Annotated in this window: 12 protein-coding genes; 3 read left to right on the top strand and 9 right to left on the bottom strand. The window is 74.1% G+C overall.

The features are described from left to right. Positions 1-2: 2 nt before the first annotated feature. The 8 genes from prcA to AC3WT4_RS16650 all read right to left on the bottom strand — a co-directional run bounded on the left by prcA (position 3) and on the right by AC3WT4_RS16650 (position 8840). Positions 3-794 carry a proteasome subunit alpha gene (gene prcA / locus AC3WT4_RS16685; protein WP_492315963.1) on the bottom strand — a complete coding sequence of 264 codons (792 nt, stop codon included), beginning with the start codon at positions 792-794 and terminating at the stop codon, positions 3-5. Continuing rightward, on the bottom strand, positions 791-1714 hold the full coding sequence (prcB, locus tag AC3WT4_RS16680) for a proteasome subunit beta (RefSeq protein WP_083385061.1): 924 nt from the start codon (positions 1712-1714) through the stop codon (positions 791-793). The genes prcA and prcB overlap by 4 nt, the downstream gene beginning before the upstream one ends. A 19-nt stretch (positions 1715-1733) precedes the next feature. Continuing rightward, complete coding sequence (locus tag AC3WT4_RS16675; protein WP_021479766.1) at positions 1734-1934, bottom strand: ubiquitin-like protein Pup; 201 nt, start codon at positions 1932-1934, stop codon at positions 1734-1736. A gap of 150 nt (positions 1935-2084) precedes the next feature. Continuing rightward, entirely contained in the window at positions 2085-3722 is a 1638-nt protein-coding gene (gene dop / locus AC3WT4_RS16670) for a depupylase/deamidase Dop (RefSeq protein ID WP_492315971.1), read from the bottom strand. Between the two features lie 85 nt (positions 3723-3807). Next, on the bottom strand, positions 3808-5466 hold the full coding sequence (gene arc, locus AC3WT4_RS16665) for a proteasome ATPase (protein WP_400111152.1): 1659 nt from the start codon (positions 5464-5466) through the stop codon (positions 3808-3810). Positions 5467-5646: 180 nt separating this feature from the next. Beyond that, positions 5647-6678 carry a tRNA (adenine-N1)-methyltransferase gene (locus tag AC3WT4_RS16660; protein WP_492315970.1) on the bottom strand — a complete coding sequence of 344 codons (1032 nt, stop codon included), beginning with the start codon at positions 6676-6678 and terminating at the stop codon, positions 5647-5649. Positions 6679-6884: 206 nt separating this feature from the next. Next, positions 6885-8063 (bottom strand): site-2 protease family protein, encoded by a 1179-nt coding sequence (locus AC3WT4_RS16655; protein ID WP_074806777.1) that lies wholly within the window; start codon positions 8061-8063, stop codon positions 6885-6887. Between the two features lie 72 nt (positions 8064-8135). Further along, entirely contained in the window at positions 8136-8840 is a 705-nt protein-coding gene (locus tag AC3WT4_RS16650; protein ID WP_492315962.1) for an HAD family hydrolase, read from the bottom strand. A gap of 224 nt (positions 8841-9064) precedes the next feature. Between AC3WT4_RS16650 and AC3WT4_RS16645 the strand changes: the two genes are divergently transcribed. From AC3WT4_RS16645 to AC3WT4_RS16635, 3 genes are all read left to right on the top strand, one after another. Further along, complete coding sequence (locus AC3WT4_RS16645; RefSeq protein WP_108046903.1) at positions 9065-9328, top strand: helix-turn-helix transcriptional regulator; 264 nt, start codon at positions 9065-9067, stop codon at positions 9326-9328. After that, the gene (locus AC3WT4_RS16640) at positions 9325-10743 is read left to right on the top strand and encodes a type II toxin-antitoxin system HipA family toxin (RefSeq protein ID WP_492315961.1); all 1419 of its coding nucleotides are present in this window, start codon (positions 9325-9327) and stop codon (positions 10741-10743) included. The genes AC3WT4_RS16645 and AC3WT4_RS16640 overlap by 4 nt, the downstream gene beginning before the upstream one ends. Before the next feature lie 139 nt (positions 10744-10882). Beyond that, on the top strand, positions 10883-11749 hold the full coding sequence (locus tag AC3WT4_RS16635) for a PAC2 family protein (RefSeq protein WP_074806789.1): 867 nt from the start codon (positions 10883-10885) through the stop codon (positions 11747-11749). 49 nt (positions 11750-11798) lie between these two features. On the opposite strand, the gene mshC is transcribed toward AC3WT4_RS16635, so the two are convergent. After that, on the bottom strand, positions 11799-13073 hold the full coding sequence (gene mshC, locus AC3WT4_RS16630; RefSeq protein WP_108046908.1) for a cysteine--1-D-myo-inosityl 2-amino-2-deoxy-alpha-D-glucopyranoside ligase: 1275 nt from the start codon (positions 13071-13073) through the stop codon (positions 11799-11801). Positions 13074-13089: the final 16 nt, after the last annotated feature.

The following is a 13089-nucleotide window of genomic DNA, read 5'->3' as shown; positions in this document are numbered from 1 at the left end:
CGCTACCCCTCGTCCGTCGGGCCGGCGCCCGTCGCGTCGTCGGGCGCACCCTCGGCGGGCCCGTCGGTGGCGCTCGCCGCGTCGTCTCCGTCAGCATCAGCGTCAGCGAGGAGGCCCTCGAGGACGGCGCCCGTGAGCCGGCGGAACGCGCGCCGGGGTCGCGTGCGGTCGAGGACGGCCACCTCGAGCTGCGCGGCCGGGATGGTGCGCGTCTCGTCCCTGTCGCCGCCGGACGCGAGCGCGTGCACCGCCAGGCGCAGCACCTCGGCGAGGCCGAGACCGGGCCGCCACGCGTCCTCGAGCACCCGGCCGAGCTGGTCGGCCTGGCCGCCCATGACGACCACGCCCTGCTCGTCGGCGACCGAGCCGTCGTAGGAGATCCGGTAGAGCTGGTCCTGCTCCGCCGTGCGACCGACCTCCGCGACGACGAGCTCGACCTCGAGCGGCTTCGACTCCGTGGTGAACACCGTGCCGAGCGTCTGGGCGTACGCGTTCGCCAGGCCGCGCGCGTTGACGTCCGTCCGGTCGTAGGAGTAGCCGCGCAGGTCTGCGTACCGCACCCCGGCGACGCGCAGGTTCTCGAACTCGTTGTACTTGCCCACCGCGGCGAACGCGATGCGGTCGTAGATCTCCGAGATCTTGTGCAGGGCGCGCGACGGGTTCTCCGTCGCGAAGGCGATGCCGTCCTCGTACGCGAGGACCACGACGGACCGGCCGCGCGCGATGCCCTTGCGCGCGAAGTCCGCCCGGTCCTTCATCAGCTGCTCGGGCGAGACGTAGAAGGGCATGTTCACGCGTCGTCACCTCCGGTCGGGTGGTCCTGCGGGAGGTCGTGCGGGACGGCCTCGGCGTTCGTCACCGGGGGGCGGCCGCGCTCCACGCCCGCCCCGGAGCGCTCCGCCACGATCTGCTCGACGACCGCCGCGAGCTCGTCGTCGGGCACGCGCTCGTAGCCGTCGGCCGTCACGACCGCGACCACCGGCCAGATCCGGCGGACCGGGTCCGGGCCGCCCGTGGCCGAGTCGTCGTCCGCCGCGTCGTAGAGCGCCTCGACCGCGACGCGCACGGAGGCCGCCCGGTCGAGACCCGTGCGCCACAGCTTCTTCAGGGAGCCGCGCGCGAAGACCGAGCCCGACCCCACCGAGTGGTACGCCCGCTCCTCGTACCGGCCGCCCGTGACGTCGTACGAGAAGATCCGGCCGGCGCCGCGATCGAGGTCGAACCCCGCGAAGAGGGGCACGACCGCGAGGCCCTGCATGGCGAGGCCGAGGTTCTGCCGGATCATCGTCGACAGGCGGTTGGCCTTGCCGTCGAGCGAGAGCAGCGCGCCCTCGATCTTCTCGTAGTGCTCGAGCTCGAGCTGGAACAGCCGCACGAGCTCGACGGCGATGCCCGCCGTCCCGGCGATGCCCACGGCCGAGTACTCGTCGGCCGGGAAGACCTTCTCGATCTCGCGGTTCGCGATCATCGAGCCCATCGTCGCGCGACGGTCCCCCGCCATGACGACGCCCGCGCCCACGCCCTCGGCGCCGAACGTCAGCGCCACGATCGTGGTGGCGTGCGGCGCGTCGGGCATCGTGCCGGACGCCGCGTGCCCGGCCGTGCGGTGCGACGGCAGCAGGTCGGGGGCGTGCCCGGACAGGAAGTCCAGGAAGGACGACGACCCGGGGGTCGTGAACGCGTCGGGCAGGCGCCCGGGCTGGTCCGTGCTCATCGGGTTGCCGTCACCCTTCCTACTCGCCGCCCTTCTGCACGAAGCCCCGGACGAAGGACTCCGCGTTCGTCTCCAGGACCTCGTCGATCTCCTCGAGGAGCGCGTCCACCTCCGCGTCGCGCGACTGCGCCTGCGGGGCGACCGGGGTCGCCGGGGCCTCGGGCTCGTCGTCAGGACGCCGGTCCTCGTGCGACGCGTGCGTGCGTTCGGTACCCGCCATGGCTGCCTCCTCGTCCGTCGGCCGGCCTCGCGCCGACGCTCTGTCCGTTCCAACCCCGTCCGGGCTCGCGCCCTTCCCGGCCCTGCTCGCACGCGGCGCCCGTTCCACGGAGGGCGGGCGCCGTCGTGCGTCCAGCCTAGTCGCCGCCGGTCACGACGGGCCTGCGAGACCCGCCAGCAGCGCGGCCGCGTCCGGGCTCGCGTCGAGGAGCGCGCCGATGTGGGCGCGCGTCCCGCGCAGCGGGTCCATCATCGGGACGCGCTGGAGCGAGGGCGCGCCCGGCACGTCGAAGATCACGGAGTCCCAGCTGGCCGCGGAGACCTGGTCGCCGTAACGCGCCATGACCTCGCCGCGGAAGAACGCGCGCGTGTCCTCGGGCGCGTGGTGCACCGCCGCGCCGACCTCGCGCTCGGTGACCACCCGGTCCACGGCGTCCGCGGCGAGCAGACGGTGGTAGATGCCGCGGTCGGGCCGCACGTCGGACCACTGCAGGTCCATGGCCGCGAGGCGCGAGTGGCCCCAGTCGAGACCGTCGCGCTCCCGCAGACGGTCGAGCAGCCGGAGCTTCGCGACCCACTCGACGTCGCGCACGCACGCGTCGCGGTTGGTCGCGAGGCGGTCGAGCACCGAGCGCCACCGCGAGAGCACGTCGCGCGTCGGGGCGTCGACCCCGTCCGGCCCGGCGAGGCGCTCGGCCGCGTCGACCGCCACCTCCAGGTACTCGCGCTGGACCTCGAGCGCCGTCAGCTCGCGCCCGTCCGCGAGCGCGAGGCGCCGCGTCAGGTCGAGGTCGCGGCTCACGCGCTGGACGTCCGCGACCGGGTCCGCGAGTCGCAGCCCGGCCAGGCGGGCGCGCACGTCCTGCCCGAGCTCCTCCAGGTGCTCGACGGCGAAGAGCACGAGCGACGTCGTGCCCGTCTTGAGGTACGTCGCCGTCTCGAACATGTTCGCGTCGCCGATGATGAGGTGCAGGCGGCGCCAGCGCTGCCGGTCCGCGTGCGGCTCGTCGCGCGTGTTGACGATGGGCCGGCGCAGCGTCGTCTCCAGCCCGACCTCCGCCTCGACGTAGTCCGCGCGCTGGGAGATCTGGAACCCGTGCTCCTCGCCCGCCGGGCCGAGCCCCACGCGTCCCGAGCCGGCGAACACCTGCCGCGTCACGAGGAACGGCGTGAGCATCTCGACGAGGACGCCGAACGGCACCTCGCGGTCGACGAGGAAGTTCTCGTGGGTGCCGTAGCTCGCGCCCTTGCCGTCCACGTTGTTCTTGTAGAGCACGACGCCGCCGCCCGGCACCTGGGCCAGCTCGCGCGACGCGGCGAGCATGACCCGCTCCCCCGCCACGTCCCAGCACACGACGTCGTGCGGCACCGTGACCTCGGGCGAGGAGTACTCGGGGTGCGCGTGGTCGACGTAGAGCCGGGCGCCGTTCGTGAGGATGACGTTCGCCGCGCTCGGGTCGTCGTACTCCTCCGTGGTCGGGCGCGCGACCTCCTGCAGCGAGGCCTCGGCGGCGCCGCCCTCCGCGGCCCGACCGACCGGGCCCGACGGCGCGGGCCGCGACGGGTCGTCCGTGAGGAGGGACGGGTGCGCCGACGCGCGCGGCACGTGGAACCCTCGTGCGTCCTGCAGCGGGTCCTCGTCGTCGTAGTCCCAGCGCGCCCGGCCCCGGGCGCCGTCGCTGCGCGCGGCGAGCGCTCGGTACGTGGTAACGACCTGGCTCGACATCAGCATCGGGTTCGCCATCGGCTTCCCCGGCTGCAGGACGCCGTACTCCGTCTCGATCCCCATGACCCGTCGTACGCTCACGCGCTCACCCTATGTCGGCCCCCCGACGCCGCGCCGCGCTGTCCACGGGCGTGCCGACCGCGCCCTGCTACAGGTACTGCCCGGTGTTCGTGACCGTGTCGATGGTGCGCGGCGAGCCGCCCTCGCCCTTCTTCTGGACGATCGTGCGGATGAAGACGATGCGCTCGCCCTTCTTCCCGCTGATCCGCGCCCAGTCGTCCGGGTTCGTGGTGTTCGGCAGGTCCTCGTTCTCCTTGAACTCGTCGACGCACGCCGCGAGCAGGTGGTCGACGCGGATGCCGCGCTGCCCCGTGGCGAGGAGGTCCTTGATCGCGGACTTCTTCGCCCGGTCCACGACGTTCTGGATCATCGCGCCCGAGTTGAAGTCCTTGAAGTACAGGATCTCCTTGTCGCCGCTCGCGTAGGTGACCTCGAGGAACTGGTTCTCCTCCTCCTCGGAGTACATGCGCTCCACGACCGAGCGGATCATCGCGTCGAGGGCCGCACGCTGGTTCCCGCCGTGCTCGGCGAGGTCGGCCGCATGGATCGGCAGGTCCTCCGTGAGGTACTTGGCGAAGATCTCCTTCGCGCCCTCGGCGTCGGGCCGCTCGATCTTGATCTTCACGTCGAGGCGCCCCGGCCGCAGGATCGCGGGGTCGATCATGTCCTCGCGGTTCGACGCCCCGATGACGATGACGTTGTCCAGCCGCTCGACGCCGTCGATCTCGGCGAGGAGCTGCGGGACGATCGTCGTCTCGACGTCGGACGACAGACCCGTGCCGCGGGTGCGGAACAGCGACTCCATCTCGTCGAAGAAGACGACGACGGGCGTCCCCTGCGAGGCCTTCTCCCGCGCGCGGGCGAAGATCAACCGGATGTGCCGCTCGGTCTCGCCCACGTACTTGTTGAGCAGCTCGGGGCCCTTGACGTTGAGGAAGTAGCTGCGGGCGGCGCCCGAGCCGTCCGCGACCTGCTCGCCCCGCGCCCGCGCCACGGTGTGCGCGAGCGAGTTGGCGACGGCCTTGGCGATGAGCGTCTTGCCGCACCCGGGCGGCCCGTACAGCAGCACGCCCTTGGGCGGGTGCAGACCGTGCTCGCGGAAGAGGTCGGGGTGCGTGAAGGGCAGCTCGACGGCGTCGCGGATCTGCTCGATCTGCGGGCCGAGGCCACCGATGTCCTCGTACTCGATGTCCGGGACCTCTTCGAGGACGAGCTCCTCGACCTCGGACTTCGGGATGACCTCGAACACGAAGCCGCTGCGCGTGTCGATCGTGAGCGAGTCCCCGACGCGGAGCGCCGTGCGCGCGACCGAGCCGGCGAGCCGCACGACCCGCTCCTCGTCGGCGCGACCGACGACGAGCACGCGCTCGGCGTCGAGGATCTCCTTGACCGTGACGATCTCGCCCGTGCGCTCGTAGCCGCCCGCGGCGACGACGGTCATCGCCTCGTTGAGCTTGACCTCCTGGCCCGGGCGCAGCCGCTGGACGTCGAGGCTGGGGCTCGCGCCGACGTGCATCTTGCGCCCCGCCGCGGAGACGTCGACCGACCCGTCCGGGTGCGCGGCGAGGAACACCGCGTACGTCCCCGGGGGCTTGGCGAGGTCGTCGATCTGCCGCTTGAGGTCGAGGATCTGGTCCCGGGCCGCGCGCAGCGCCTCCGCGAGCCGCTCGTTCTTCGCGGAGAGCAGCGCGAGCTCGCGCGCGCTGCTCTGCGGGGCCTCGTCGCTACGGCCGAATGTCTCGCTCATCGGGTGTCCCTCTCGCCGCCGGCTCGCCCGACCACGAGTGGACGGCGGACGACGGGCCACGCGAGGCGCCCGTGCCGACCATCGTCCGGCGGTCGGGTGTAGACCTTAGGCACAAGTCTGGCCCGTGCACACGGACGACACCCAGGGTGAGACGGCGGCGTCCCGATCGTTACCGGACCGTCACGCGCCCGACACGTCGGGCGCCTCGCCTGCCTCGTCCGCGACCCGCTGCACGCCGTGATCCGCGACGCCGTCCACGTCCGGCCCGGCGCCCGGGCCGGTCGCCTGCTCGGGGCCCTGGCCGACGTCGCGCCGCACGCGCCGGATCTTCTTCTCGGAGACCGGCCGCTCGCCCAGCTCCTCGGGCGACCACTGCTCGGCGTCGGTCGGGTACGCGCCCTTGGCGGGGCGCCGCTTGCGCTCGGGCGGCGCGACGCCGTCCGCGAGGCGCCGTGCGGTGAGCAGGAACCCGGTGTGCCCGATCATGCGGTGCTGCGGCCGCACGGCGAGGCCCTCGAGGTGCCAGCCGCGCACCATCGACTCCCACGCGACGGGCTCCGCGTAGCGGCCGTCGGCCCGCAGGTCCTCCGCGAGGCGCGAGAGCTGGGTCGTCGTGGCGACGTAGCAGACGAGGACGCCGCCGGGCACGAGCGCGCGGGCGACGACGTCGAGGTTCTCCCAGGGCGCGAGCATGTCGAGCACGACGCGGTCCACCGTGCCGTCCTCGGCGACCGTCGGGAGCACGTCGGCGAGGTCGCCGACGGACAGCGTCCAGGCCGGGTGCGCACCGCCGAAGAACGTCTCGACGTTGCCGCGCGCGATCGCGGCGAAGTCCTCGCGCCGCTCGATCGAGTGCAGCTCGCCCGCGTCGCCGACGGCGCGCAGGAGCGACATCGTCAGCGCGCCGGAGCCCACGCCCGCCTCGACGACGCGCGCGCCCGGGAAGATGTCCGCCATCGCGACGATCTGGCCGGCGTCCTTCGGGTAGACGACCGCGGCGCCGCGGGGCATCGAGAGCACGTAGTCCGCGAGGAGCGGGCGCATCGCGAGGTACTCGATCTCGGCGGTGTTGCGCACGACGCTGCCCTCGGGGCGGCCGATGAGGTCGTCGTGCCGCAGGTAGCCCTTGTGCGTGTGGAACGTCGCACCCGGCGCGAGCGTGATGGTGTGCAGACGCCCCCGCGGGTCCGTGAGCTGGACCTTGTCGCCCACGCGCAGCGGGCCGCGGCGCTCGTCCGCGCCCGTCGCGCCGGGGCGGTCGGACGCGCCGTGCGCGGGGGCGGCTGCGCCGTCCCCACCGGGCTGCGGGGTCGGGTGGCCGGGCGTGGTGGCGGGCTCGGAGGTCACGGGCGACCATCCTACGGGCCGCCCGCCCCGCACCCGACGCCGGTCGGTCGCGCCCGCGGACGACCCGGCGGTCACCGCCCGCGCCGGGCGTCTCGCAGCGCGGCGACGACCCGGGCGACCTCGAGCGCGCCGACGACGCGGCCGCCGTCGGTCACGACGACGACCGCCGCGTCCCGCCCGACGCGCGAGAGCTCGGCGAGCATGTCCTGCCCCTCGCGGTGGGCGTCGATCGTCGCGTCGCCGGGCAGGGGCACGGCGACGGCGCCCACCGGGGTCGTCTCGGCGGCGTCGGGCGGCACGGCCGCGGCCGCGGCCGGGTCCACGTACCCGAGGGGGCGACCGGTCCCGTCCACGAGCACGGCGACCACGTGCGGTCCGCCCGCGAGCGCCACCGCGCGCCCGACCGCGCCGACCGTCGCCGTGGACGGCACCGCGACCGCGGGCCGCGCGAGGCTGCGGACGGTCAGCCCGGACACGGCTTCCCGGGTGCGGCCGACGGAGATGGCCTGCCCCGCGCCGCTCCACAGGAACGCTCCGATGAGCGCCGCCCACGCGACGGTCCACAGGTCCGGCCGCCCGCCGTAGGACAGCGGCCACACGAGCGCCCACGCGACGACCCCGACGGCGACGGCGCGCCCGACCCAGCCGGCCGCGACCGTCCCCTTCGTCCGCGACCCGGTCGCGGCCCACACGGCGGACTCGAGGATCTGGCCGCCGTCGAGCGGGAGGCCCGGCAGGAGGTTGAAGAACCCCACGAAGGCGTTGGAGAACGCGCCCGCGTACAGCAGGAGCGCGGGCACGGAGAACGTCGGCTGCGCCTGGAACGTCACCCAGAACACGACCGCGAGCGCCAGGTTGGTCAGCGGGCCGACGACCGAGATGAGGAAGCCGTCGAGCGGGCGCGCCGACGTCCCGGAGTAAGCCGTGTGGCCGCCCCAGAGCGTCACCGCGAGCTCGGTCACGTGCTGGCCGCGGGCGCGCGCGACGAGCGCGTGCGCGACCTCGTGCAGGAAGACGGACGCGAACAGCAGCAGCACGAACGCGAACGACACGAGGTAGATCTCGGGGCCGAGGTGCGGGGCGAGCCGCTGCACCGTCGGCGCGAAGAGGACCGTGAGGATCGCCGCGGCGAGGAACCAGGACGGCGTGAGGATCACCGGTGCGCCGACGACCCGGCCAATCACCCAGCCCTTCGTGCGCGGGCCTGCCGGTGCGGGCGTGCGGGGTGCTCGAGGTTGGGGTCCGTCCACCCTGGAAGCCTATGCGCTCGGCGGGCACGGCCCGACGCCGTCGGGCGGCGGTCGGCACGGACAGGGGACGCCTCAGGCGGCGTCGTCCTCCATGAGGTCGACGACGTCGCCCGCGACGAGCCGCGACAGGAGCGCGACGTCGACGAGCTCGAGCGACGGCGTCCGGCTCAGGCCGGGTGCCGGGAGCACCGGGACGACCGCCTCGACGCCGAGCGTCGCGGCCCCCGCGGCGCGGGCCGAGGCGATGCCCGCGGGCGAGTCCTCGATCGCCACGCAGCGCGTGACGTCGACGCCGAGGCGCTGCGCCGCGAGGAGGTAGGGCTCCGGGTCGGGCTTGCCGCGCTCGACCTCGTCGCCGCAGACCAGCACCTGGAACGCGTCCGGCGGCGCCATCTCGGCGACGGGCTGGGCGAGCTCCCGGTAGGACATCGTGACGAGCGCGCACGGCACGCCCGCCTCGCGCAGCGCCGAGAGGAGCTCGCGCGCGCCGGGCTGCCACGGGACCTCGACGCGCACCTGCTCGATCACGCGGCCGATGAGGAACGCGACGATCTCGTCGATCGGCAGGTCGACGCCGCCGCGCTCGCGCAGGATACGGGCCGACTCGCGCAGCGGGTTCCCGACGAGCGACATCGCGTCCTCGTGCGTCCACGTGCCGCCGTGCGCGGCGACGAGCTCGTGCTCCGCCGCGATCCAGTAGGGCTCGGTGTCGACGAGCGTCCCGTCCATGTCCCACAGGACGGCGGCGGGCAGCGCCGCGCTCCCGGACGGCTCCACAGAGGGCTGACCTGCGGAAGTACTGGCGGAACGAGAGGACAAAGCGGTCTCCATCGGTGGTCGTGCAACGAGCCCTGCAACGTCCGACCCTAACCGCACTGCGCCGGGGAGAAGGGCCGGGAGCGGCCCGGCTCGCATGGGAGCCAGCGGTATGTCACAGATCCATGACAACGCGCCCTGTCACAGAACTATGACCTCTGAGCGTGTCACGGTACCGTGACCTTATGGGGAGCATCGCGAACGAGATCCAACTGGGTGCCGCGCTGCGCGAGCGTCGCGAGCGCGCCGGACTCACCCAAGGCCACCTCGCGGAGCGCGCCGGCGTCTCGCGTGCCTTCCTCATCGACCTCGAGCGCGGCCGACGCCCGCGCGCAGAGCTGGGCCGCGTGCTGTCCGTCATGCGTGCCCTGGACGCGGCCATCACGCTCGTCGACGCCGAGCGCCGCGACGCCGAGGACGCGCTCGCCGACCTGCTGGGGGACCTGTGAAGCTCGCGTTCGCGCTGTACGGCCGGGTCGCCGGCACCATCGAGCGCGACGGCGGTGCTGTCACCCTGCGCTACGCACCGGACTACCTCGACCTGCCCGACCCCACCCCGCTGTCGCTGTCGATGCCGGTCAGCACCACGACGTACCGCTCCCGCCCCGTCGAGGCCTACCTGCGCGGCCTGCTGCCCGACCACGAAGAGGTCCGCGACCGCTGGGCCAGAAAGGCCGGCGTGCGCCCGGGCGACACCCTCGGACTGATCGCCCACGTCGGCATGGACGTCTCCGGCGGCGCGATCTTCGCCCCCGCGGACGAGATCACCGACGCTCTGGCACGGCCGGGCACCCTGGAGCCTGCGGCGGACTCCGACATCGCGGAGCGCCTCCGGCGGGTGCGTCAGGACGACGCCGCGTGGCACGCGGACGAGGACGCCGAGCACTGGAGCCTGGCCGGCGCGCAATCGAAGTTCACGCTCGCCCGCAGCGAGGCGGGCTGGGCGTTCGCCGAGGGCAGCGCACCGTCGACCCACATCGTCAAGCCCGGCATCGACCGCATCCGCGCGCAGGCGCTGTCCGAGCACGTCAGCATGCGCGCACTGGCCATCGCGGGCCTGCCGGTCGCCGAGACGCAGTACCTCACGTTCGAGGACCAGGACGCGATCGTGGTGACGCGGTTCGACCGCCGTGCGGCGCGGTCGGGTGCGATCGCGCGCGTGCACCAAGAGGATCTGGTCCAGGCCTTCTCGCTGGATCCGAAGCGCAAGTACGAGTCCGACAGGGGTCCGGGGGTGCAGGCCATCTCCGACCTGCTGCGTGGGTCGGCCGGCCCGGCCTCCGTCGAGCGGTTCGCCCGCGCGGTGATCGCCAACCAGATCCTCGGCGCGCCGGACGCGCACGGCAAGAACTACGGCGTGCTGCTGGTCGGCTCGAGCGCCAGCCTCACGCCGTTGTACGACGTGGCCACCGGCCTGGTGCCGGACGCCGCCGGGCGGCTGCGCTACTCCAAGGGCGCTATGTCGATCGGCGGCGAGCGCCGGTTCGGCGACGTCGAGCGGGGTCACTGGGAGAAGTTCGCGCGCGCCGTCGGCCTGCCCGCCGACCAGGTCGTCGACTGGGTCGACGAGCTCGCCACGACCATCCCGGCCGCCTTCGAGCAGGCGGCCGAGGCGGTGGACGCGCCCGACGCCGACTTCCTGGCAGGCGTCGTCGCTCAGAACATCGCCGCGGTCGCTCGGCAGACCCGCGAAGGCCTACGGTCCACCCGGCGTACCGGCGGGCGGATCGTCACGCCTTTCATGGCGACGCTCCCCGGGCAGGGGCGGGCGACCGGCCTGCGCGGTGGGGGCGCGCCGTCCGACGTCGAGGTCAGGGCGTCCGACGCCGACGACGAGCAGTGGGACAGCCTCGGCACCCCCTGACGCGGCGCTGCGCGACAGCGGACGTTCGACCCCGACAGGCGATTCTCTGGCACCCGGATGGACGCTGCGCCCTGCCCGTACCTACGCCGGGCGCGAACCCGCCCCGACGCCGTCGGGCCCGGCCGCATAGGCTGGGGTGATGACCGAGAACGCGACCGAGGGCACCCGCCAGACCGTGATGATCGCGGCGTTCGAGGGCTGGAACGACGCCGGGAGCGCCGCCACGGCCGCCCTGCAGCACCTGCACGAGGTGTGGGGCGCCGAGGACGTCGACGAGCTGGACCCGGAGGAGTACCACGACTTCCAGGTGAACCGCCCGGTCGTCACGACGGACGACGACGGGCGCCGCGAGATCACGTGGCCCACGACGACGATCGCGTCGGCGGTCCTCTCGCCGACGGGTCGGCGCGTGGTGCTCGTGCACGGCATCGAGCCGTCCATGCGCTGGCGCCGGTACTGCCGCGAGCTGCTCGACATCGCGGAGGAGCACGACGTGCGCACGGTCGTCACCCTCGGGGCGCTGCTCGCGGACGTGCCGCACACGCGGCCGATCCCCATGACGGCGACGTCGGAGAGCGTGGGCCTGCAGGCCGTGCTCGACGTCGAGCCCAGCACGTACGAGGGCCCGACGGGCATCGTCGGCGTGCTCCAGCACGCCGCGGCGGAGCGTGGGATGCAGTCGGTGTCGCTCTGGGCGGCCGTGCCGCACTACGTGGCGCACCCGCCGTCGCCCAAGGCGACGCTCGCGATCCTCGCGCGCATCGAGGAGCTGCTGTCCGAGCCGATCCCGCTGGGCGACCTGCCGGAGGACGCCGAGGCGTGGCAGCACGGCGTCGACGAGCTCGCGGCGGAGGACGCCGAGATCGCGGAGTACGTCCAGCAGCTCGAGGAGGCGAAGGACACCGCGGAGCTCCCCGAGGCGAGCGGCGAGGCCATCGCGCGCGAGTTCGAGCGCTACCTGCGCCGCCGCGACCGGGGCAACCCGGGCAAGGGCCCGACGGTCTGACGCACGGGCCGCCCCGCGGGATGGCAGCGTCAGCGCGCGGGGCGGCTCGTCAGAGCCGGACGCCCAGCAGGGCGTTCACCGCGCGCGCGACGACGCCCGGGGCGCCCTCCTCGTCGCGCGACGTGTCGCGACCGGGGCGCAGCGACTCCGCGGCCCAGGCGTCCACCGCGGCGAGCGCCGTCGGGGCGTCGAGGTCGTCGGCGAGCGCCGCGCGCACGGCCGCGAGCGTCGCGGTCGCGTCGGGTCCGCCGTTGCCGGACACGGCGTCGCGCCACGTCTCGAGACGTCGCGCGCCCGCGGGCAGGTCGTCGTCGGTCCACTCCCACTCGCCGCGGTAGTGGTGGGCGAGCAGCGCGAGGCGGATCGCCATCGGGTCGACGCCCGTGGCCCGCAGGTTCGACACGAGCACGAGGTTGCCGCGCGACTTGCTCATCTTCTCGCCCTCGTACGCGACGAGGCCGGCGTGCACGTGCGCGCGGGGCGCACCGCCACCGGTGAGCATGCGGTCGTGCGACGACGACATCTCGTGGTGCGGGAACAGCAGGTCCGCTCCCCCGCCCTGCACGTCGAACGGCAGGCCGAGCCCGTCGCGCGAGATGACCGCGCACTCCACGTGCCAGCCGGGGCGGCCGGTGCCGAGCGCGCCGCCGTCCCACGCGGGCTCGCCCGGCCGCTCGCGGCGCCACAGCAGCGGGTCGAGCGCGTCCTTCTTGCCCTCGCGGTCGGGGTCGCCGCCGCGCTCGGCGAAGAGGTGCTCCATGACGTCGCGCGCGAGGCGCGAGACCGACCCGAACGCGCGGTCGGCCGAGAGGTCGGCGTACACGTCGCCCAGGCCGGGGTCGGTACCGCCCGCACCGGGCTCGACCGGGACCCGGTACGCGAGGCCCGCGTCGAGGAGCTGCGTCACCGCGTCGACGACGACGGGGATCGTCTCCACCGCGCCCTCGTAGACGTCGGGCGGGACGACGCCGAGCGCCGTCATGTCCTCGGCGAACAGCGCGGTCTGCTCGACGGCGAGCGCGCGCCAGTCGACGCCGGTCGCGGCGGCGCGCTCCAGCAGGGGGTCGTCGACGTCGGTGACGTTCGACGCGTACCGCACGCGGTGCCCGGCGTCCGTCCACGCGCGCACGAGCAGGTCGAACGCGACGTAGGTGGCGGCGTGACCGATGTGCGTCGCGTCGTAGGGCGTGATGCCGCACACGTACAGGGTGGCGTCCTCGCCCGCGGCGGCGACGACGAGCTCACGGGTCGACGAGTCGTGCACCCGGACCGGGAGGCCTCGTCCGGGGAGCTCGGGGATCTGCGGGGCGGGCCAGCTGTGCACGCGTCAACCTTAGCCG

This window comes from Cellulosimicrobium sp. EB106-03-01-XG111 (assembly GCF_058792115.1).
Note: the sequence above shows the minus strand (reverse complement) of the source record. Positions and strands in the feature narration are given on the sequence as shown.

Coding starts and splice junctions, on each gene's coding strand:
- prcB (WP_083385061.1), bottom strand. CDS start 1,714: ATGAGCACGGACCAGCCCGGGCGCCTGCCCGACGCGTTCACGACCCCC.
- AC3WT4_RS16675 (WP_021479766.1), bottom strand. CDS start 1,934: ATGGCGGGTACCGAACGCACGCACGCGTCGCACGAGGACCGGCGTCCT.
- dop (WP_492315971.1), bottom strand. CDS start 3,722: ATGGGGATCGAGACGGAGTACGGCGTCCTGCAGCCGGGGAAGCCGATG.
- arc (WP_400111152.1), bottom strand. CDS start 5,466: ATGAGCGAGACATTCGGCCGTAGCGACGAGGCCCCGCAGAGCAGCGCG.
- AC3WT4_RS16645 (WP_108046903.1), top strand. CDS start 9,065: ATGGGGAGCATCGCGAACGAGATCCAACTGGGTGCCGCGCTGCGCGAG.
- AC3WT4_RS16635 (WP_074806789.1), top strand. CDS start 10,883: ATGACCGAGAACGCGACCGAGGGCACCCGCCAGACCGTGATGATCGCG.